The 20,562-nt window shown below is 69.0% G+C and carries 20 protein-coding genes; 7 read left to right on the forward strand and 13 right to left on the reverse strand.

Going from position 1 to position 20,562, the window contains the following annotated elements; all coding sequences use genetic code 11:
* The first annotated feature begins 21 nt into the window (after positions 1–21).
* The 3 genes from AB0L97_RS16865 (at position 22) to AB0L97_RS16875 (ending at position 2,114) form a co-directional block, all read left to right on the forward strand.
* Positions 22–894 carry a geranyl diphosphate 2-C-methyltransferase gene (locus AB0L97_RS16865; protein WP_355080798.1) on the forward strand — a complete coding sequence of 291 codons (873 nt, stop codon included), beginning with the start codon at positions 22–24 and terminating at the stop codon, positions 892–894.
* On the forward strand, positions 891–1,466 hold the full coding sequence (gene idi / locus AB0L97_RS16870; RefSeq protein WP_355080797.1) for an isopentenyl-diphosphate Delta-isomerase: 576 nt from the start codon (positions 891–893) through the stop codon (positions 1,464–1,466). Before AB0L97_RS16865 ends, idi begins: the two co-directional genes overlap by 4 nt.
* Positions 1,467–1,763: 297 nt before the next feature.
* The gene (locus AB0L97_RS16875) at positions 1,764–2,114 is read left to right on the forward strand and encodes a hypothetical protein (protein WP_355080795.1); all 351 of its coding nucleotides are present in this window, start codon (positions 1,764–1,766) and stop codon (positions 2,112–2,114) included.
* A gap of 7 nt (positions 2,115–2,121) precedes the next feature.
* On the opposite strand, the gene AB0L97_RS16880 is transcribed toward AB0L97_RS16875, so the two are convergent.
* The 3 genes from AB0L97_RS16880 to AB0L97_RS16890 all read right to left on the reverse strand — a co-directional run bounded on the left by AB0L97_RS16880 (position 2,122) and on the right by AB0L97_RS16890 (position 5,146).
* Entirely contained in the window at positions 2,122–2,850 is a 729-nt protein-coding gene (locus tag AB0L97_RS16880) for an aspartate/glutamate racemase family protein (RefSeq protein ID WP_355080793.1), read from the reverse strand.
* Positions 2,850–4,337 carry an NCS1 family nucleobase:cation symporter-1 gene (locus tag AB0L97_RS16885; RefSeq protein WP_364430224.1) on the reverse strand — a complete coding sequence of 496 codons (1,488 nt, stop codon included), beginning with the start codon at positions 4,335–4,337 and terminating at the stop codon, positions 2,850–2,852. Before AB0L97_RS16885 ends, AB0L97_RS16880 begins: the two co-directional genes overlap by 1 nt.
* Before the next feature lie 86 nt (positions 4,338–4,423).
* Complete coding sequence (locus AB0L97_RS16890; RefSeq protein ID WP_355080789.1) at positions 4,424–5,146, reverse strand: GntR family transcriptional regulator; 723 nt, start codon at positions 5,144–5,146, stop codon at positions 4,424–4,426.
* A gap of 187 nt (positions 5,147–5,333) precedes the next feature.
* Here AB0L97_RS16890 and AB0L97_RS16895 point away from each other — a divergent pair, with 187 nt between their 5' ends.
* Together AB0L97_RS16895 and ilvA are read left to right on the forward strand one after the other, a co-directional pair.
* Positions 5,334–6,503 carry a serine hydrolase domain-containing protein gene (locus AB0L97_RS16895; protein WP_364430228.1) on the forward strand — a complete coding sequence of 390 codons (1,170 nt, stop codon included), beginning with the start codon at positions 5,334–5,336 and terminating at the stop codon, positions 6,501–6,503.
* Between the two features lie 30 nt (positions 6,504–6,533).
* Positions 6,534–7,754: a threonine ammonia-lyase gene (gene ilvA, locus AB0L97_RS16900; protein WP_364430231.1), complete on the forward strand. Its 1,221-nt coding sequence runs from the start codon at positions 6,534–6,536 to the stop codon at positions 7,752–7,754.
* Between the two features lie 35 nt (positions 7,755–7,789).
* Here the strand turns inward: ilvA and AB0L97_RS16905 are convergent, their stop codons facing one another.
* The gene (locus tag AB0L97_RS16905) at positions 7,790–8,113 is read right to left on the reverse strand and encodes a multidrug efflux SMR transporter (protein ID WP_364430234.1); all 324 of its coding nucleotides are present in this window, start codon (positions 8,111–8,113) and stop codon (positions 7,790–7,792) included.
* 121 nt (positions 8,114–8,234) lie between these two features.
* On the opposite strand from AB0L97_RS16905, the gene AB0L97_RS16910 reads away from it, so the two are divergent.
* Positions 8,235–9,500 carry a hypothetical protein gene (locus AB0L97_RS16910; protein WP_364430237.1) on the forward strand — a complete coding sequence of 422 codons (1,266 nt, stop codon included), beginning with the start codon at positions 8,235–8,237 and terminating at the stop codon, positions 9,498–9,500.
* 39 nt (positions 9,501–9,539) lie between these two features.
* On the opposite strand, the gene argH is transcribed toward AB0L97_RS16910, so the two are convergent.
* Together argH and AB0L97_RS16920 are read right to left on the reverse strand one after the other, a co-directional pair.
* Positions 9,540–10,949, reverse strand: a complete 1,410-nt coding sequence (gene argH, locus AB0L97_RS16915; RefSeq protein WP_364430240.1) for an argininosuccinate lyase — start codon at positions 10,947–10,949, stop codon at positions 9,540–9,542.
* Between the two features lie 513 nt (positions 10,950–11,462).
* Positions 11,463–12,665: an argininosuccinate synthase gene (locus AB0L97_RS16920; RefSeq protein ID WP_355080705.1), complete on the reverse strand. Its 1,203-nt coding sequence runs from the start codon at positions 12,663–12,665 to the stop codon at positions 11,463–11,465.
* A gap of 128 nt (positions 12,666–12,793) precedes the next feature.
* Here AB0L97_RS16920 and AB0L97_RS16925 point away from each other — a divergent pair, with 128 nt between their 5' ends.
* Entirely contained in the window at positions 12,794–13,249 is a 456-nt protein-coding gene (locus tag AB0L97_RS16925) for a phosphatase PAP2 family protein (RefSeq protein WP_364430243.1), read from the forward strand.
* On the opposite strand, the gene AB0L97_RS16930 is transcribed toward AB0L97_RS16925, so the two are convergent.
* From AB0L97_RS16930 to argC, 7 genes are all read right to left on the reverse strand, one after another.
* Entirely contained in the window at positions 13,217–14,206 is a 990-nt protein-coding gene (locus tag AB0L97_RS16930; protein ID WP_364430246.1) for a diacylglycerol kinase family protein, read from the reverse strand. The genes AB0L97_RS16925 and AB0L97_RS16930 overlap by 33 nt on opposite strands.
* Before the next feature lie 377 nt (positions 14,207–14,583).
* Complete coding sequence (locus AB0L97_RS16935; protein ID WP_067808221.1) at positions 14,584–15,084, reverse strand: arginine repressor; 501 nt, start codon at positions 15,082–15,084, stop codon at positions 14,584–14,586.
* The gene (gene argF / locus AB0L97_RS16940) at positions 15,081–16,025 is read right to left on the reverse strand and encodes an ornithine carbamoyltransferase (RefSeq protein WP_364430250.1); all 945 of its coding nucleotides are present in this window, start codon (positions 16,023–16,025) and stop codon (positions 15,081–15,083) included. The genes AB0L97_RS16935 and argF overlap by 4 nt, the downstream gene beginning before the upstream one ends.
* The gene (locus AB0L97_RS16945; RefSeq protein WP_356968995.1) at positions 16,022–17,224 is read right to left on the reverse strand and encodes an acetylornithine transaminase; all 1,203 of its coding nucleotides are present in this window, start codon (positions 17,222–17,224) and stop codon (positions 16,022–16,024) included. Before AB0L97_RS16945 ends, argF begins: the two co-directional genes overlap by 4 nt.
* Positions 17,221–18,156: an acetylglutamate kinase gene (argB, locus tag AB0L97_RS16950; protein ID WP_364430254.1), complete on the reverse strand. Its 936-nt coding sequence runs from the start codon at positions 18,154–18,156 to the stop codon at positions 17,221–17,223. Before argB ends, AB0L97_RS16945 begins: the two co-directional genes overlap by 4 nt.
* Positions 18,153–19,370: a bifunctional glutamate N-acetyltransferase/amino-acid acetyltransferase ArgJ gene (argJ, locus tag AB0L97_RS16955; protein ID WP_355080694.1), complete on the reverse strand. Its 1,218-nt coding sequence runs from the start codon at positions 19,368–19,370 to the stop codon at positions 18,153–18,155. The genes argB and argJ overlap by 4 nt, the downstream gene beginning before the upstream one ends.
* Positions 19,367–20,425, reverse strand: coding sequence for an N-acetyl-gamma-glutamyl-phosphate reductase (argC, locus tag AB0L97_RS16960; protein ID WP_356968990.1), 1,059 nt, complete (start codon positions 20,423–20,425; stop codon positions 19,367–19,369). Before argC ends, argJ begins: the two co-directional genes overlap by 4 nt.
* Positions 20,426–20,562 lie beyond the last annotated feature (137 nt).

The raw sequence follows: 20,562 nt of genomic DNA on the forward strand, positions 1-20,562 counted from the left end.
ACCGAGAGAGGATGATCGCGCATGACCATGCTCAACCCGGAGACCGGGACCGTTCTGCGTACCAGCTACCAGAAATCCGTCGCCGCGTACTGGAACAACAACCCGAACGACGACCGGGTCAACACCAAACTCGGTGAGGTCGACGGGCTCTACCACCACCACTACGGCATCGGCGAGCCGGACCTGTCCGTGCTGACCGGCCCGGCGGACACCCGGGAGGAACGCATCGTCGCCGAACTGCACCGGCTGGAGACCGCGCAGGCGGACTTCCTGCTCGACCACCTCGGCGACGTCCGGCCCGGCGACCGGCTGCTCGACGGCGGCTCGGGGCGCGGTGGCACCAGCTTCATGGCCAACCAGCGCTTCGGCTGCCAGGTCGACGGCGTGACCATCTCCGAATATCAGGTCGGCTTCGCCAATGACCAGGCTGTTCACCGCGGCGTCGCGGACAAGGTGCGGTTCCACTTCCGCAACATGCTCGACACCGGCTTCGAGACCGGTTCCATGCGCGGGATCTGGACCAACGAGACCACGATGTACGTGGACCTCTTCGACTTGTTCAGCGAGTTCTCCCGCCTGCTGGAGCCGGGCGGACGCTACGTGTGCATCACCGGCTGCTCCAACGACGTGACCGGCGGTCGCGCGTCCTCGGTCAGCTGGATCGACGCGCACTACGGCTGCATGATCCATCCGCGCGGCGAGTACTTCCGCGCCCTGGCCGCGAACAACCTGGTGCCCATCTCCGTGACCGAACTCACCGCGGCGACCATCCCGTACTGGGAGCTGCGCACGCATTCCGAGCTCGCCACCGGCGTCGAGAAGCCGTTCCTGACCGCGTACCAGGAGGGGAGCTTCCACTACCTGCTCATCGCCGCCGATAAGGTGGGCAGGTGACCGACGCCCTCGCCCAGCCGTACACCGACCGCGAGGCCCTGCCCGTCGAACTCGTCGACGACGCGGGCCGCGCGGTCGGCGCGTGCACGGTCGCCGAGGCACACCTGGCCCCGGGACGACTGCACCGCGCGTTCTCCGTCTTGCTGTTCGACTCGGCGGGCCGGGTGCTCTTGCAGCAGCGTGCGGCGGTCAAGACCAGGTTCCCGTCACTGTGGGCCAATACCTGCTGTGGCCACCCCGCACCCGGCGAACCGGTCGCTGCCGCGGCGGGGCTGCGGCTGGCCGAGGAAATGGGCCTGACGATCGCGCTCACCGAGGCCGGGATCTACCGCTACCACGCGGCGGACCTGCGCACCGGCCGCGTCGAATCCGAGTGGGATCACGTTCTGATCGGGCGCCTCGACATCGGCAACCCTCGACCGGATCCGGCCGAGGTCGCCGACTTCGCGTGGATTCAGCCGGACGCGCTACGCGACGCGCTGGCCGACAACCCGGACGCCTACACCCCATGGCTGGCCGGTGTCCTCGACGTCGCGGAACACGCGCACGTCACAGGAACCTCTGCGCACTGATTCGTCGTATCGTTTCTCCTGGTCCGAGGCAGCCGAACACATCTCGCCGACTGCGCAGGCGGCGCGGCTGCCTCGATCCAGCCGGCGAATTCACGACGGCTTTCCCTCCCGAGCCGGTTGTAGCTCGACATTCGCGCTGGTCGACACACTCGGCACGGTGCGTGACATCGATTGATGCGCATATCCATGTAACAACATGGAGTGAAACTGAGAGAACTCATAGGAACGGCACAGGCTGTGACCAGGACCGTTCTGCATCGTTGAGAGGTACGAGTTCTCGGTGAAGTGAGGTGCGTGATGGTGGAATTCGAGGTCACCGGAACGACGGTGACGGTGCACGTGCTCGGTGCGCATCAGCTGCTGGCGCTGCGCGACCAGCTGAGTTTCGACCTGTCCGCCGTCACCGCGCTCGGCATGGCCGGGGTCGACCGCCGCCCGCCGTGGGTGCGCACGCCCGGCACTTTCTTCCCCGGCGTGATCGCGGCGGGGACCTTCCGCGGCAAGGGCCGCAAGGAATTCTGGGACACCCGATTCGACGGACACGCCATCCGTATCGACTTGGCGGGCGCGGACGTCACACGGCTCGTGGTCGACGTGGCCGACCCGGACGCCGAACTGCGCAAGCTCGCCATCGCGGTAGCCGCCTGAGCCTCGCTCAGGCCCCGAACGATCGCAGCGAGCCGGTGTAAGGCTTCGGCGGCGGCGCGGCGAATTCGCCCCGGCCGGACTTGCGCAGACCGAGCGTGAGCAGCGATTGGACGGTCAGGGTCGCCGCCGCCACACCGTCCACCACCGGCACGCCGACCTCGGCGCGCACGTGCGCGGACAGATCGGCCATCCCCGCGCAGCCGAGGACGATCGCGTCGGACCGGTCCGCCTCGACCGCTTCCCGGCACGCTTCGGTGACGATCTTGCGCGCGTCCGGATCGGTGTCGAGGGCGAGCACAGGAATCTCGCAGGCGTGGATACCGCGGCAGAAGTGCCGCATCCCGTAGCGCTCCGCCAGATCGGCCGCCCGGCCGACGGTCCGGCCCAGGGTGGTGACCACGCTGAACCCGCGACCGAGATGAGCGGCGGTACGCATAGCGGCCTCGGCGATCCCGATCACCGGTCCCCTGGCCAGCTCGCGCGCGGCGTCGAGACCGGGGTCGCCGAAGCAGGCCAACACGTAGCCGTCGACCCCCTCGGCCTCCCCGCGCCGGATCGCGGCGAGCAGGCCGGGAACGCTGAGCGCTTCGTCGTAGTGACTTTCGATCGAGGCCGGTCCCATCTCCGAGGTCACCGCGTCGAGCAGGGTGCCAGGACCAGCGACGGCCCTGGCACACCGCTCGATCGTGTCGGTCATCGCCCGGGAGGTATTGGGGTTGACCACACGGATATGCATCAGGCCGCGCTCTCCCGCATCGCCGGCCAGGTGCGTGTGGCAAGGACGTAGTAGGCCACGAAGCCGAGGCCGCAACCGATGAACCAGCTGTACTGTGCCGCGGTGTACATACCGGTGACATCCTTGGCCAGCACCGGCATCACCGCGGCCAGCGCGCCGACGACCGTCGCGATCACCGCGGCCGGGTTGTATCCGCCGCGATACCAATAGCGTCCGCTGCTGGACATCGTGAACAGGTCGTCCACCGCCACGCGTTGCTTGCGTACCAGGTAGTAATCGGCGATGAGCACCCCGAACAGCGGGCCGATGAAGGCGCCGAGCACCTCCAGCGTGTAGTGGATGACCTCCGGGTTGTTGTAGAGATTCCACGGCGTGATCAGCACCGAGCCCACCGCGGCGATCATGCCGCCCGCGCGCCAGCTGACGCGCTGCGGACTCACGTGCGAGAAGTCGAAGGCGGGCGAGATGAAGTTCGCGACGATGTTGATGCCGATGGTGGCGACAGTGAAGGTCAGTGCGCCGAGCACGATCGCGAAGGTGCTGTCGATGCGCGCCACCGTGGCGACCGGGTCGGTGATCAGCTCGCCGTAGACCGGCACCGTCAGCGAGGCGGTGATCACCACCAGCAACGAGAACAGCAGGAAGTTCAGCGGGAGACCGAGCAGGTTGCCCCGGCGCACCACGGCGAAGGACTTGCCGTACCGGGAGAAGTCGCCGAAGTTCAACATCGGCCCGGAGAAGTAGGAGACCACGAGCGCGATGGCGCCCAGCATCACGGGCACCGAATCCCATCCGGTGTACCGCACCGCGCCCAGGTTCAGATCGATCGCGCCCCAGCCGGCCTTCGCGATCAGGTAACCGCACAACAGGAACATCACCACGTACACCGCGGGCCCACAGAAGTCGATGAACCGGCGAATGGACTCCATGCCCTGCCAGAAAACGCAGGCCTGCACCACCCACAGCGTCAGGTAGCTGCCCCAGCCGAGCAGCGACAGACCGAGGAATCCGTAGTCGCCTGCCACCGCGTACGGCGCGAGGGACGGAAACAGCTTCACCAGTACGACATCCAGTGCCGCCGAAGCGAGGAATGTCTGAATGCCGTACCAGGCCACCGCGATCAGCCCGCGGATGATCGCGGGGATATTGGCGCCGAGCACGCCGAACGCACTGCGGCAGATGACCGGGTACGGCACGCCGGTCGCCTGACTCGGCTTGGCGACCAGATTGCAGAAGAAATACACCAGAGTGATCCCGATCAACAAGGCCACCAGTACCTGCCAGCTGGCCAAGCCGAGCGCGAACAAGCTACCCGCGGTGACATAGCCGCCGACGCTGTGCACGTCCGACATCCAGAACGCGAAGATGTTGTAAGAGCCCCAGTTCTGCTTGCGCAGCGGCGCGAGATCGTCGTTTGTGAGCCGTGGGTCATAGCCTGCGGGGGCGATCCGCTCGGGAGCGGGTGCCGCGGCGATGGTTTCGGTCATGGTGTTTCCCATCCGAAGGGTGAAACTGTGATCGAAACGACGGTAGGAATCGGCTATTGCCCGTCCATTGCGCGGTTATTGCCCGGCTATTGCGCGGCAGATATATCTTCCGGGGCGAGCAGACCGGTATCGGTGGGCAAGGTCGCGATCACGGACTCCAGCCTGCGATGGTGATGTTCGGCGACGAGCAGCAGGCGCTCGACGTCCCGGGCCAGGAACGCGTCCAGCATCAACGCGTGGTCGGTGTGCAGCCGCACTCGGTCGGCCCGGCCGATGTGCACCATCGACTGCACCGGCTCGGTGACGTTCCACGCCGCTTCGAGCATGTGCAGCAGCCGGAACATGCGTGACGGCCGGGTCAGCGCCACATGGAAGGTGCGCGACCCACGGTGGTAGGCGGCCGGGTCGTCGTCGCGTATCGCCTGTTCCATGGCCTCGTTCACATCCAGCAGTTCGGCGCGGTCGGCGGCGGAGTGGTTCATGGCGGCCGCGGCGAGCGAGGCCGTCTCCAAGGTCTGCCGCACGATGTACATCTCGCGCAATTCGGCGGCGGTCAGTTGCGCCACCGTGTATCCGGCGTGCGGCTCGTGGGTGACCAGCCCCTCCCCGATCAGCGTCTTGAGCGCCTCGCGCACCGGAATATGGCTCACGCCGAACAGTTCCGCCACCTCGCGCAGCGGGATGACGGTACGGGGCGGCACCGCCCCGTCGAGGATCACCCGGCGCAGTTCGCCGAGGATGATCTGCGGGCGGCCGGGTGTGTCGACGACCAACCTCGCGAGCAGCGCCGAACGTCGTCTCGGGGGCATGACAACACGCTAGGGGCAGCGTGTTGCGTTCCCGGTCACCCGTGTGACGGTCAGGAAACGTCTTCTCACAGTACCGACCGGTCGCGTGGTGGGTGCGGGTCCCGGCCACCGGTCTCGAGCGAAACGAGACACCTAGCATTGGATTGTTCGCGACGCCGCAGGCGCTGAAAGACAGGCACAGGTTTCGATGACAGTTTCGGCAGGACAATTCGTAGATCGCCGCTTCGCGCGATTGGTGGCGGAGTTCGACCGGCTGTTCCGGCGTCCGTCCGACGGCGGCGGAGCGCTGGCGGTCTACCTGCACGGCGAGCCGGTGGTGGACGTCTGGGCCGGTTACGCGCATCCGGATGTCCCGTGGGCGCACGACACCGTCGCGATGGCGTTCTCCACCGGCAAAGGGATCGCCAGCACGCTGGTGCATCGCCTGGCCGAGCGCGGCCTGATCGACTACGACGAGCCGCTCGCGACCTACTGGCCGGAGTTCGCGGCGGCGGGCAAGGAGCGCATCAGCGTGCGGGCGATGCTGACCCACCGGGCCGGGCTGCACCGGCTGCGTGGGCTGCTGCCCGGACCGGTCGAGCGATTCTTCGACGACGCCGCGGTCACCGCGGCGCTCGCGGCCGCCGCGCCCGATCCGCGGCACAAGGTGACCAGCGGCTATCACGGCATCACCTACGGACACCTCGCCGCGGAGCTGGTGCGCCGGGTGACCGGAACGGAATTCACCGACGCGCTGCGCACCGAGATCGCGCTACCGCTCGCGGCCGAGGAACTGTGGTTCCGGGTCCCGGCAGCCGAGCGCGGGCGTATCGCCACCAATTTCCCGCGCCTGACGGTCGCGGGCATGAGCTGGGAGCGTGGCTCGCGGATGCTCGCCCGCACCCGCTTCGCGGCCGCCGCCGACACCACCCCCGTGGGTTTCGCCGAGCTGGTAGCCGATCCGCGCCTGCACGACTCGGTGATGCCCGGCCTCAACGGCGTCTTCTCCGCCCGCGCGCTGGCCCGCGTGTACGGCGCGCTCGCCAACGGCGGGCAACTGGACGGGTATCAGCTGCTGCGCCCGGACACCATCGAGCAGATCACCCGGCGGCAGGTGTTCACCCCCGACTACGTGCTGGCCTTCCGTATTCCCTGGGCGCTGGGTTACCACGGCGTGCCGATGAAGCCGTCCAAGGCCGAACCCATCTCGGCTTTCGGCCATTTCGGCCTCGGCGGCTCCGGCGGTTTCGCCGACCCGGCGACCGGGATGTCGCTCGGCTTCGTCACCAATCGCCTGGGCAGCCGGATCACCCCGCTCGGCGACGCGCGCCTGGCGCGCTTGGGGACGCTGGCCCACAACCTCGCCAGAGCCGCCTGATCTCGCCTGCCCGAGTGGCAGCATGGCGCTATGGAGACCGTCGACATGCCGCGGATCGCGGCGGCCACGCGGCTGCTGGACCCGGTGATCCGGCGCACGCCGCTGCTGGCCTCGCGAGTGTTGTCCGAGCGCGTGGGCGCCGAAGTGTGGCTGAAATGCGAGAACCTGCAGCGCACCGGGTCGTTCAAGCCGCGCGGGGCCTACAACCGAATCGCGAATTTGCCGCAGGAGGTTCGGGAGCGCGGCGTCGTGGCCGCGAGCGCCGGTAACCACGCGCAAGGCGTCGCGTGGTCGGCGGCCTCGCTCGGCATCGCGTCGACGGTGTTCATGCCGGTCGGGGCGTCACTGCCGAAAGTGACGGCGACCAGGGCATACGGTGCGCAAGTCCGCCAGGTGGGCGAGACCATCGACGAGTCGCTGGACGCCGCACTGGATTTCGCCGACCGGTCCGACGCGACGCTGATCCATCCGTTCGACCATCCCGATATCGTGGCAGGCCAGGCCACCGCCGGCGTGGAGATCGCGGAGCAGCTGCCGCAGGTCGGCACGGTGCTCGTGCCCACCGGCGGCGGCGGGCTCTTGGCGGGAGTCGCGGTCGCGCTGCGGCATATGGCGCCGAACGTCCGCGTCATCGGGGTGCAGGCGGCGGAAGCGGCCGCCTGGCCGGGCTCGCTGGCGGCGGGCCACCCGGTCCGCGTCGAGCGGATGTCGACGATGGCCGACGGCATCGCGGTCGGACAGCCCGGCAAAGTGCCGTTCGGCCATGTGGCCCAGCATGTTTCACGAATCGTGACGGTGGACGAGGAAGCGCTGTCGCAGGCGCTGCTGCTGTGCCTGGAACGCGCGAAGCTGATCGTCGAACCCGCGGGCGCCGCGGCGGTCGCCGCTCTGATGAGTATTTCGCCCGAGGAACTCGGCCTGCGGGGGCCGGTCTGCGCGATCCTGTCCGGCGGCAATATCGACCCGTTGCTGCTGACCCGCGTGATAGGTCACGGCCTGAGCGCGGCAGGTCGCTATCTCGCCGTGCGCGTGACGATTTCCGATCGCCCCGGCGCGCTGGGATCGCTGCTGGCGGTGGTCGGCAAGACGGGCGCAAGCGTGGTCGACGTGGCACACTCCCGCACCGGGACGTGGCTGGCGGTGGACGAGGTGGAAGTGGCGCTCACCCTGGAGACACGAGGTACCGCTCATCGCGACGACGTGCTCACCGCCCTCGGGAACGCGGGATACGGGGTCCGCGTATCGGATTGACCCGCGACAACTCGCGGGCTGCCTCGCAACCGAAGTCAGTGCGCGCCACCGAGTTCCAAGGCGAGCACGCCGAGTATCACGAGCCCGATGCCGCCGACCTGCACGAGGGTCAGCCGCTCGTTGAGGAACAGCACGCCGATCAGCGCGATCGCGGCGACGCCGATCGCCGACCAGATGCCGTAAGCCACCCCGATCGGCATCCCTCGCTTCAGCGCCCGGGCGAGGAAGAAGAACGCCGTGCAATAGCCGACGACCACCACGATCGAAGGGACGAGCTTGGTGAATCCGTCGGACAGTTTCAGTGAAACGGTCGCGGTCACCTCGGAGGCGATGGCCAAGGCGAGCAGCAACAAGGTCATTTTCGCAGCCTAGTCACAGCCGCGACCCGGCCTCGGCCCCGGCAGCGGTGGGCACCGGCCCTCCCAGTGCCGGGGATTCGCGGACCGGCGACCGTTGCCGAGGTGCCGATACGCTCGGCCGATGCGTAGCTCGAACGTTGCGGTGACCGGTTTTCCCTTCGACGAAGTGACCTGCAACGAGTTGCCGTATGCCGAGCGCGATGAGAGGTACCGGCGTTTGCACGAGTGGCCGGAACCGAGTTACGCGCATCGGTCCGGGCTGCGCGTGATCTGGAAGTACGACGACGTGCGCGAAGTGCTGGACGCGACGACACCGGGCATCTCCAACGCGAATTCGCTGGATCCCCTCGTCGGTTACGCGCGCATCGCGGCGACGCCCCGCGCCATCCCGCATTTCGTCCGGCACCTGGTTCCGCCACCCGCGAAGGCGACCGCCAACCTGTCCGACGACCTGTTGCACAAGCGGGTGTGGAATACCATGGCCGGGCCTTCTGGGCATTTCACCATCTCCCCCGCCGATCGGGCCGCCCGGGCCGCCGAGATGGCCGAGCACTTCCACGCGGCGGTGCGGGACGCGGGATTCCGGCCCGGCTCGCCGTTGGACGTGACTGCGTTGTCGATCGGTTATGCCGCCCGCACCGTCGGTGCGGCGGTCGGCTTGCCCGCATCGGACTGGCCGAACGTGGCCGCTTGGAGCGGAGCGCAATCGGGACTGCTCGGCCGGGTGATGCGCGGACGCGAACTGGCCGACGCGGTGAGCGCGCTCGGCTGGCTGTTCACCGTCAGCGGCAGAGCGGTCCGCGCGGGCCGCGGCAGCGAGGCGACCGGGTTCGCCCGCACACTGCGCGACGCCGGGCTGTCCCATCGGATCGCGGTATCCGCCATGGCGAATTCATTGGGCGCAGGCGTGCACACGGTGAGCGGCAGCATTCAGCAAGGCGTCCAGCGACTGCTCGGGGATCCGGACCGCGTCTGGTGGGATCTGCTCACCGAGCCGAACGGCGGCGCACGGGTCGCGGCGAAGATCCTTCAACTCGATCCGGGGCTGGTGGCATGGAAGCGTCGGGCCAGGACACCGGTCGTACTCTCCAGCGGCACGCGGCTGCCCGCCGGACCGTTGCTCGTGATGTTCGCCGCGGCGAACCGCGACCCGGAGGCGTTTCCCGACTGCCTCGCGCTGGACCGGACCGGCAAATTGCCGTTGACCTTCGGGTTCGGCAGGCATGTCTGTCCCGGCAAGAGCATGGCCACGCTGGCGGTCGAGGTGTTTCTCCGGCAGTTGCGCGAGCTGACGCCGGAGGCCGAACCGGCGCAAGGGTTCGACGTGGGTCCCCGGCGCCGCAGCGATCTGCTGTTCAGCGGAGCCGACATCACCGTCGTCGGATAGGCCGGGTCGCGGATCGCGGACAGCGGGCGGAGCCCGGGTTCAGTCCAGCCAGGCTCGCGCCGCGGCCGCCGCCTCGCGCACCTCCGCGAGCTGCGCCGCGACCTGGACACCGGCCGTACCGCCCCGGGCGTTGCGGGACGCGATGGAGCCCTGCACGGTGAGCACCTCGCGCACCTTCCCGGTCAGCGCCGGGTCGATCGCGGCGAACTCCTCGTCGGTGAGCTCGTCCAAGCCGACGCCGCTGGACTCGGCGGCACGCACGCACGCACCCGCCGCCTCGTGCGCGACCCGGAACGGAACACCCTGGCGGACGAGCCATTCGGCGATATCGGTGGCCAGCGTGAAACCCGCGGGCGCGAGTTCGGCCATGCGATCGGTGTGGAAGGTCAGCGTCGAGACCAAGCCCGCGATGGCCGGGAGCAGCAGTTCGAGTTGCGCCACCGAGTCGAAGAGAGGTTCCTTGTCCTCTTGGAGGTCGCGGTTGTAGGCCAGCGGCTGCGCCTTGAGGGTGGCCAGCAGGCCGGTGAGATTGCCGATCAGCCTGCCCGCCTTGCCTCGGGTCAGCTCGGAGACGTCGGGGTTCTTCTTCTGCGGCATGATCGACGAGCCGGTCGACCAGGCGTCGGCCAGCGTGACATAGCCGAATTCCGGTGTGCTCCAGAGGATCACCTCTTCGGCCATCCGGCTCAGGTCGACGCCGATCATGGCGAGCACGAACGCGGCCTCGGCGGCGAAGTCCCGCGCCGAGGTGGCGTCGATCGAGTTGGCGGCGGCCGCGTCGAAATCCAGATCCGCGGCGATGGCCTCGGGGTCGAGTCCCAGGGAGGAGCCCGCCAGCGCGCCGGAACCGTAGGGCGACACCGCCGCGCGGCGATCGAAGTCGCGCAGCCGGTCGAGGTCGCGCAGCAGCGGGTGCGCGTGCGCGAGCAGGTGATGGGCCAGCAGCACCGGCTGCGCCGCCTGCAAATGGGTCTTGCCCGGCATCACCGCGTCCGGATGCGCGGCCGCCTGCTCCACCAGCGCGTCGACCACCGCGAGCACGCCCGCGGCCACCCGGCGCACGCCGTCGCGCAGCCACATCCGGAACAGCGTGGCCACCTGGTCGTTGCGCGAACGCCCCGCCCGCAACCGGCCACCGAGTTCGGCGCCGACCCGTTCGATCAGGCCGCGTTCCAGCGCGCCGTGTACGTCCTCATCCGACTCGGCGGGGCCGAACGCGCCGGACGCTACGTCCGCCGCGAGGCGATCCAGCCCGTCGAGCATGCCGGACAGGTCGGTGTCGGAGAGCAGCCCGGCCTTGTGCAGCACACGCGCGTGCGCCTTCGACGCGCGGATGTCGTAGGGGGCCAGCGCCCAGTCGAAGTGCGTCGACTTGCTCAGCGCGGCCATGGCCTCGGCCGGTCCGGAGGCGAATCGCCCGCCCCAGAGCGCACCTTGGTTCGTGCTCATGCTGTTCCGCCTCTCCGGGTATTCAGGCCGTACCAGTTGGGTGGGTGGTCGGTTTGCGTTCAGGTCTTGCGTTGGGTGTCGGTCGGGTTTTGGGCGTACCCGGTGAGTTACCCATGTTCTTGCGAGATCAGTTGGTGCGTTGATTCGCGAGAACAGTTGTGGGTTGGTTTGCGGGATCAACTGGTGCATCGACTTGCGGCTCAGTCGTTCCGTTGGAGTTGTTGCGTCGGCGCGCACAGGTCGAGTCGTTCCTGTTCGACGCAGCTTCGGTGGTTGCTCGAAACCATATGCCGGGGCCTCGAGCGCCGGGGCGAAGGCGTACGCAGGTTGCTTTCGGGGTGCACTGCTGCCCTGTCAGCACACTCCGAACGCCGATTCGAGACTACGGGAAGCCACACTCCTACCCCACCGCCGCCGAAGTCGAGGCGGTGCAGCGCGAATTCTGGTTCGAGGCCACCCTCGTGGGAGCCGTCGGCGTGCCGGTGCTCGGTCGGGCACCGGCACGCCTGAGGCTTACTTCTGGTTCAGGTCGCGGCGGGCGGCGACCTTGGAGGACAGGCCGTGGATCTGGACGAAGCCCTTGGCCAGGGACTGGTCGAAGGTGTCGCCCTCGTCGTAGGTGGCCAGGTTGAAGTCGTAGAGCGACTGCTCCGAGCGGCGGCCGTTGACCACGGCGGAGCCGCCGTGCAGCACCATCCGGATGTCGCCGGAGACGTGCTGCTGGGTGTCCAGGATGAAGGCGTCCAGCGCGCGCTTGAGCGGGGAGAACCACAGGCCGTCGTAGGCCAGCTCGCCCCAGCGCTGCTCGACCTGCCGCTTGTACCGGCCCAGCTCGCGCTCGATGGTGACGTTCTCCAGGGCCTGGTGCGCGGTGATCAGCGCGATGGCGCCCGGAGCCTCGTAGATCTCCCGGCTCTTGATACCGACCAGGCGGTCCTCGACCATGTCCAGGCGGCCGACGCCCTGGCGGCCGGCGCGGTGGTTCAGCTCGATGATCGCTTCCAGCACGCTGACCTGGCGGCCGTCGATGGCCACCGGAACACCCTTGTCGAACGTGACGATGAGTTCGTCGGGAGCCTCGAAGTTGACGGTCGGGTCGGAGGTGTAGTCGTAGACGTCCTTGGTCGGGGCGTTCCACAGGTCCTCGAGGAACCCGGTCTCCACCGCGCGGCCCCAGACGTTCTGATCGATGGAGAACGGCGACTTCTTGGTGACGTTGATCGGCAGCGCGTTCTCCTCGGCGAAGGCGATGGCCTTCTCCCTGGTCCAGGCGTAGTCGCGAACCGGGGCGATCACGTTCAGATCGGGCGCGAGCGCGCCGATGCCGACCTCGAAGCGGACCTGGTCGTTGCCCTTGCCGGTGCAGCCGTGCGCGACGGTGCTCGCGCCGTGGAACTTGGCGGCCTCGACCAGGTGCTTGACGATGAGGGGGCGGCTGATCGCCGACACCAGCGGGTACTGGCCCATGTACATCGCGTTGGCCTGGATGGTGGGCAGGCAGTACTGGTCGGCGAACTCGTCGCGCGCGTCGACCACGATCGCCTCGACGGCGCCGCAGTCAAGGGCGCGCTGGCGCACCACGTTCATGTCCTCGCCGCCCTGGCCGAGGTCGATGGCCACGGCCACCACTTCGGCGCCGGTCTCCTTGCCGATCCAGCTGATCGCGACGGAGGTGTCCAGCCCACCGGAGTAGGCGAGTACGACGCGCTCGGACATGTTCTGTGTGCTCCTCGATGGTTCGGTAGGTGTATCAGCAGTATGGCGGGTGTCCGAGCAGTGGGAACGGCCCGGCCCCGACGCCCTCGCGACCAGCCTTAAGGCCCTGCGTCATTCTGCAAATGATTATGCACGATGATGCAAGCTCATTCATAATCGGGGGTCGGGTTCCGCGCTCCGCTGGAGAGCCGGCACCCATCAACCGTGCCCATGTACAGCCGCAGTATCTTCAGCTCGACCGACAAGTGAGCTGGATCGAGGTCACTGTCGGCCGTCTCGTTCCGATGCTGGAGTCCGCGTCCTTCCCGTCCGGTCACGCCGCCTCGGCTTTTGCGTTCGCCTATTCGGTGGGCCGACGCTATCCGGCGCTGGCAGTGCCGATCCGGTTGCTCGCCAGTGGGGTGGCCTATTCGAGGGTGCACACCGGCGTGCACTACCCCGGTGACGTCGTGCTCGGCTCGGTCCTCGGAGCCGGAACGTCGGCCATGGTGGCGGGCGTACGCGACCGCAGGTATCGGTCGTCGAGGCGGAGAGGCGTCGTACCCGGCCGACTACTCCGGCGCCTGCCGGCGGACAGACGGTGAAGCGCTCCTCGGGGACCGTGCCGGTCGCAGACGAGCGGAGGGCGAGGCGCCAGGATGCCGGGAGGAGATGCGCACGCGGAGCACTGCCGGGCGAATGGCGAACCTGAGCGGCGCGTTCAGCACCACCGGCTCACCGTCGATACCCGCGTGCACCGGCGCGGGGGCGAAGACCTCGAAGTCCGGTGCGCTCCAAGCGCGCCCTGGAGGATGCCGCCCGGGATCCGGCGCGTCGAGAACGACGATGCCCAGTAGGCCGCTCTCGAGCGACGGGCGACTGCCCAGGACAGGAGGGCCCAAGGCGTAGGGGTTGTTCGAAACCAGCACAACAGCGAGCTGAGCGTGCTGCCGGCCTACGTCGTCGACGAGGTGCAGCGCCGGTGTCCTTCCACCGGGGCCGGCCACCCGATCGGCCGTCTCCATTAGAGTGCGCACCTTGGCGTCGCGATAGGCCGGATGGCGGACCGCCTCACCGTAGATCCCGAGTGAAACGTTGTTCACGAATGCGCGGCCGTTCACTTCTGCCAGGTCGATCCGGCGCTCGACCCCATCGGTGAACGCGTCGAGCCCGCCCGCCACGTCCTGCCGGTTCACTCCCAGGTCGAGCGCGAAGTGGTTACGTGTCCCGGCCGGGACGCAGATGAACGGCACACCCTGCGCGGCGGCGGCCGCTGCCACGACCGCGAGGGAGCCGTCGCCACCAGCCATCCCCAGCGCGTCCGCGCCCTGCCTCACCGCCTCCTCGACGCACTCGGTGAGGCTCTCGCCGGGATCGAGAACGACCACCTTTATCCCGAGATCCCGTGCCCGTTCAGCAACCCTCGCGCGACCGGCCGCCCCGTCGCCCGATTTCGGGTTGACAAACAACACCGGCCGTAGCGGCGGGTCCACGGCACTCCAGCCACAACGTCCCTGCTCGGACGGGCCGCTGCTCGGACGGGGCATCAGGGGGAAGGTCATGAAGCTTTCCCCCGACTGTTATCAGCTACCGATGGCGACCTCAGGCCGCCTTCGCAGACTCCACTGGTCGGGTTCCGCGAAGGATCGTCGGCCGCTCGTCGGCATCGGACTGACACGTCATGTCCCCATTGGCGGTTGCTGACCCTGACACTTCCGTATCTTACGTCTCGGTCCACGGCGACCCGGTACGACGACGAAAGAAATGTGCCCCTGACCAGCGAATTCCTCAGCTCACGTGTGCAGGAGTCGTCGAGCAGCTGCCCGGAAGCCCTGCCGACGTACCACCACCTCGGGAGGGAGGACCAATGGACCTACTCACGCAGTTCGAGAGAAGGTCATTGGCGGTTCGACGAATCAGGCACGGAGTCGGGGACGGATCAGGCTAGTTGTTCGATCTTCGCGGCTACTTCCGCACCGGTCAGGGGTTCGCGGGCGATGACGGCGATGGTGTCGTCGCCCGCGATGGTGCCCACGATGTACGGCAGAGCGGCGCGGTCGAGGGCGCTGGCCAGGTAGTGGGCCGCGCCGGGTGGGGTGCGTAGCACTGCGATGTTGCCGCTGGCGTCGGTGGAGACCAAGAGGTCGCCGAGCAGTTTGGACAGGCGGTCGGTGCCGCCGGTGACACCGCGGACGGGGCTGCCGTCCTCTGGAACCACGTAGACGCCCGCGCCGCCGTCTGCCGCGCGCAGTTTCACCGCACCGAGTTCGTCGAGGTCCCGCGACAGCGTCGCCTGGGTGGTCTCGATGCCCTCGGCCGCCAGGAGCGCCGCCAGTTCGGTCTGGCTGCGGACCGCGTGCGCCGACAGCAGTTCGACGATGCGCGACTGCCGCCCGGCGCGGGTGCGCGCGATGGCGGGGCCGCTTCTGACCTCGGTCACGCCCCTCCCCCGTATCGTCGCTCCAGCAGCCAGACCAGCAGCGCCTTCTGCGCGTGCAGACGGTTCTCCGCCTCGTCCCACACCACGCTGTGCGGCCCGTCGAGCACCTCGTCGGTGACCTCTTCGCCACGGTGCGCGGGCAGGCAGTGCAGCACGACCGCGTCCGGCTTCGCGTGCGCGAGCAGCTCGGCGTTGAGCTGGAACGGGCGGAACGGACCCACCCGGTCCAGGCCGTCGTTCTCCTGCCCCATGGACGTCCAGGTATCGGTGACCAGCGCGTCGGCGCCCCACGCGGCGGCGACCGGGTCGCCGGTCACCGTGACGGTCGCGCCGGTCTCGGCGGCCCGCTTGCGCGCGGCCTCCACCACCCACGGCTGCGGCTCGAACCCCGCGGGCGCGGCGATGGTCACGTTCAGACCCGCGGTAGCGCCGCCGAGCAGCAGCGAGTGCGCCATGTTGTTGGCGCCGTCGCCGAAGTAGGCCAGTTCGCGACCGGTCAGGTCGCCCTTGTGCTCGGCGAGTGTCTGCAGGTCCGCGAGCACCTGGCAGGGATGGAACTCGTTGGACAGCGCGTTGACCACCGGCACCGTCGCGGTGGCGGCCATCTCGTCCAGCCGGGACTGCTCGAAGGTGCGCCACACGATGGCGTCCACATACCGAGACAGCACCCGGCCGGTATCGCCGAGCGTCTCCTCCCGGCCCAGCTGGGTGTCGCGGCCGTCGACGACCACCGCGTGCCCGCCGAGCTGGGCGATGCCCATCTCGAAGGAGAACCGGGTGCGGGTGGAGTTCTTCTCGAAGATCACGCCGACGCCGCGCGGACCCTCCAGCGGGCGCCGCGCGAACGGCGACTTCTTGAGTTCGGCCGCGAGGACGAGGATCTCGGCCTGCTCGGCCGGGCTGACATCGTCGTCACGCAGGAAATGCCGCACGGAAGTCATTGCGCCGCAGCTCCTTTCGCGTCAGCGAGCGCGGCGTCGAGGATCCCGGGCAGGTCGGCGACGAAATTGTCGGCCTGGGTCTCGGTGAGCACCAGCGGCGGCGCCAGCCGGATCACGTCGGGCTTGGCCGGGTTGACCAGGTAGCCCGCCTCCCGCGCCCGCGCCTCGACCTGTGCGGACACCTCGTCGGTGAGCACGATGCCCAGCAACAGGCCCGCACCGCGCACCTGATCGATGAGCGGATGCTCGAGCAGTTCGATGCCGTCGCTGAGTCGCTTGCCGACCGACTCGACGTGCGAGAGCAGGTCGGTCTCATCGATCGTGCGCAGCACCGCGAGCGCCGCCGCGGCGCACACGGGATTGCCGCCGAAGGTGGTGCCGTGCATGCCGGGGGTGAGCAGATCGGCCGCCCGCCCGGTGGCCAGCACCGCGCCGATCGGCAGTCCGCCGCCGAGACCCTTGGCCAGGGTGATCACGTCCGGGACGATGCCGACGGCCTGGTGGGCGTAGAACTTCCCGGTCCGGCCGATGCCGGTCTGCACCTCGTCCAGCACCAGCAGCGCACCCTTGCGCGCGGTGATCTCACGCGCCTTGGCCAGGTAGTCGAACGGCGGTACCACCACGCCGCTCTCCCCCATCATCGGCTCGAGGAACACCGCGGCGGTGTCCTCGTCGACCGCGGCCTCCAGCGCCGCGGCGTCGCCGTAGGGCACGTGCACGACGCCGGGCGGCATCGGTTCGAACGGGGTGCGCTTGGACGGCTGCCCGGTGAGGGCGAGCGCGCCCATGGTGCGGCCGTGGAAGGCCTCCTCGCAGGCGACGAGCTTGGGCCGCCCGGTCAGCCGTGCGATCTTGAACGCCGCTTCGACGGCCTCGGTGCCGGAGTTGCAGAAGAACGCCCGGCCTTCGCCGTCGCCGAAGTGCGCGAGCAGCCGCTCGGCCAGCTCGACGACCGGCTCGCTGGCATACAGATTCGACACGTGCCCGAGCGTGCCGAGCTGCTGGGTGACCGCCTCCAGAATCGCCGGGTGCGCGTGCCCGAGGCTGTTGACCGCGATGCCGCCGAGGAAATCGACGTAGCGCTTGCCGTCCGCGTCGTAGACCACGGCTCCCGCGCCGCGGACCAGCGCGACCTTCGGTGTGCCGTAGTTGTTCATCAGCGCGGCGGACCACCGCTGCTGCAGTTCAGCTGTGCTCATTGTTTCGTTCCGTTCGGCGCGCCGGACCCGTTCGGGATGAGCGGGGCGGGCGTCACCATCGTTCCGATTCCTTCTCCGGTGAACAGTTCCAGCAGCACGGCGTGCGGGACCCGGCCGTCGATGACATGCGCGGTCGGCACCCCGGCCGCCACAGCGCGCAGGCAGGCTTCCATCTTGGGCACCATGCCCGCATCGAGGCGTGGGAGCAACTCGGCCAACGCTTTCGTATCGATGCTGGAGGTGAGCGACGAACGGTCCGGCCAGTTCGTGTACAGGCCTTCCACGTCGGTGAGCATCACCAGTTTCTCGGCGCCGATGCCCTCGGCGAGCGCCGCGGCGGCGGTGTCGGCGTTGATGTTGTGCACCACGCCCTCCGCGTCCGGGGCGATGGTCGACACCACGGGAATTCGGCCCGCCCCGATCAGATCCAGCACGGCATCCGGGTTCACCTCGGTGACGTCGCCGACCAGCCCGATGTCGGTGGGCTCGCCGTCGACCTCGACCGTGCGGCGGGTCGCGGTGAACAGCCGGGCGTCCTCACCGGAGATGCCGACCGCGTACGGGCCGTGCGAGTTGATCAGGCCGACCAGCTCGCGGCCGACCTGACCGAACAGGACCATCCGCACCACGTCCATCACCTCGGGTGTGGTCACCCGGAAGCCGCCGCGGAATTCGCCTTGCAGCCCGAGCTTTTTCAGCATCGCGCTGATCTGCGGGCCGCCGCCGTGCACCACCACCGGGTGGACGCCGACCGTGCGCAGGAACGCCATGTCGGCGGCGAAGGCCCGCTTGAGGTCGTCGTCGACCATGGCGTTGCCGCCGTACTTCACGACGACGATCTTGTCCCGGAACTTCTGCAACCACGGCAGGGCGTCGGCCAGGACGTGCGCCTTGTCCAACGCCGAAAGCGTGTGCAGCACATCGCTGGTCATGAGCTGTAGGCCGAGTTCTCTTCGACGTAACCGTGCGAGAGGTCGGTGGTGCGGATGGTCGCACGCGCGGAGCCCACGTTCAGGTCGATCAGCACCTCGATGTCGGCGCCGGACAGATCGACCTCGCGTGCGCCGGGCGCGCCGACGCCATCGATGCACACCGGTTTGCCGTTGAACGACACCGAGATCCGATTCGGGTCCAACGTCACCGGCGCCATGCCGACCGCCGCGAGCACCCGGCCCCAGTTCGGGTCGGATCCGAACAGCGCCGTCTTGACCAAGCTGTCGCGGGCGACGGTGCGCGCCGCGGCCACGGCCTCGTCCTCGGTGACCGCGCCTGCGACGGTGACCAGCACCCGCTTGGTGACGCCCTCGGCGTCGGCCATCAGCTGGGCGGCCAGATCGTCGCAGACCGCGAGCACGGCGGCGTCCAACTCCTCCTGGCTCGGGCTGACCTCGCTCGCGCCGTTGGCCAGCAGCAGGACGGTGTCGTTGGTGGAGCAGGAGCCGTCCACGTCGAGCCGGTCGAAGGTGCGCGCGGTGGCGTTGCGCAGCGCGCGGTCGAGCTGATCCGCGGTCACCGCCGCGTCGGTGGTGAGCACGACCAGCATGGTCGCCAGCGACGGGGCCAGCATGCCCGCGCCCTTCGCCATGCCGCCGACGTTCCACTTGTCGCGGTGGTGGAACGCCGCCTCCTTGGGCACCGTGTCGGTGGTCATGATGGCCCACGCGGCATCAGCGCCGCCGGACAGGCCGCCGCCCATCTCGTGGACGATCTCGGTGACGGCGGGGATCAGTTTGTCCATCGGAAGCCGGTCACCGATGAGCCCGGTGGAGCAGACCGCGATCTCCCCCGCTCCGGTCTCGGTGCCCCAGTTGCTCAGCGCGGCGGCGAGTTCCTCGGCGGTCTTGTGCGTGTCCTGGAATCCGCCCGGGCCGGTGCAGGCGTTGGCTCCGCCGGAGTTCAGGATCACCGCGCGCAGCCGCTTGCCGGTCAGCACCTGCTGCGACCACAGCACCGGAGCGGCCTTCACCTTGTTGCGGGTGAACACGCCCGCGGCCGGGTACTCCGGACCCTCGTTGAACACCAGCGCCAGATCCGGCTTGCCGCTGACCTTGATGCCCGCGGCGATGCCCGCCGCGCGGAAGCCGAGCGGTGCGGTCACGCCCTGGGTGCGGACCAGCTTGCCGCTGGCGGTGTCGGTCGATGTCACGGTGCCACTCCTACGGTGGAAAGTCCTTCGGTCTCCTCGAAGCCGAGGGCCAGGTTCATCGATTGCACCGCGGCGCCCGCGGTGCCCTTGGTCAAGTTGTCGATCGCGCCGATCACCACGAGCACGCCCGCGTCGGCGTCCACGGCCACCTGCAGGGTCACGGCGTTGGAGCCGAGCACCGACCCGGTCTGCGGCAGCGCGCCCTCCGGCAGCAGGTGCACGAAAGGCTCGTCGGCATAGGCTTTTTCGTAGACCGCGCGCGCCTGCGCCGCGTCGACGCGAATCGGTGCGGTGCAGGTGGCCAGGATGCCGCGTGGCATCGGCGCGAGTACCGGCGTGAAGGACACTGTGACGTCCGTGCCGCCTGCCGCCGTGAGGTTCTGCGCGATCTCCGGGGTGTGCCGGTGCGCGCCCGCGATCCCGTAGGCCCGCGCCGAACCCATCACCTCCGACCCCAACAGCCCGATGTCCAGCTTGCGGCCCGCTCCTGAGGTGCCGCTCACCGCGACCACATGCACGGTGGGCTCAACGATGCCGGCGGCGACGGCGGGAGCCAGCGCGAGGCTCGCGACGGTCGGATAGCAGCCGGGGACCGCGATCCGCGTCGCGCCCCGCAGCTTCTCCCGGCCGCCGGGCAGCTCGGGCAAACCGTAGGGCCAGCTGCCCGCGTGCGGGCTGCCGTAGTATTTCTCCCAGGCCTCGGGGTCGGTGAGCCGGAAGTCGGCGCCGCAGTCGATGATCACGGTGGACTCGGGCAACTCGGCGGCGATGGCCGCGGACTGGCCGTGCGGCAGGCCGAGGAAGACCACGTCGTGCCCGGCCAGCTCGGCGGCCGTGGTCGGCGCGAGCACCCGATCGGCCAGCGGCAGCAAATGCGGTTGCAGCTCCCCCAGCGGGGTGCCCGCGTTGGAGCCCGCGGTCAGCGCCCCGATGACGAGGCGCCCGGTTCGGTAGGCCGGATGCCCCAGCAGCAGACGCAACACTTCGCCGCCCGCGTACCCGCTGGCACCGGCTACCGCGACCCGCACGGCGGGTCCGCCCGAGGAATCAACCATGTGATGATTATGCATGACTATGCAAGCTCATTCACAGCCTGGTCGCCGGGAGCGGTTCACGACCACCAGATACCCGCCGCGTCGTCACACGAAACGGCGAGCTCGCGGTATCGGTCCCGCGAGCAACGGCGCATTGC

Origin of the sequence: Nocardia sp. NPDC051911, from assembly GCF_040681035.1 — a bacterium.
GTDB lineage: Bacteria > Actinomycetota > Actinomycetes > Mycobacteriales > Mycobacteriaceae > Nocardia > Nocardia sichangensis.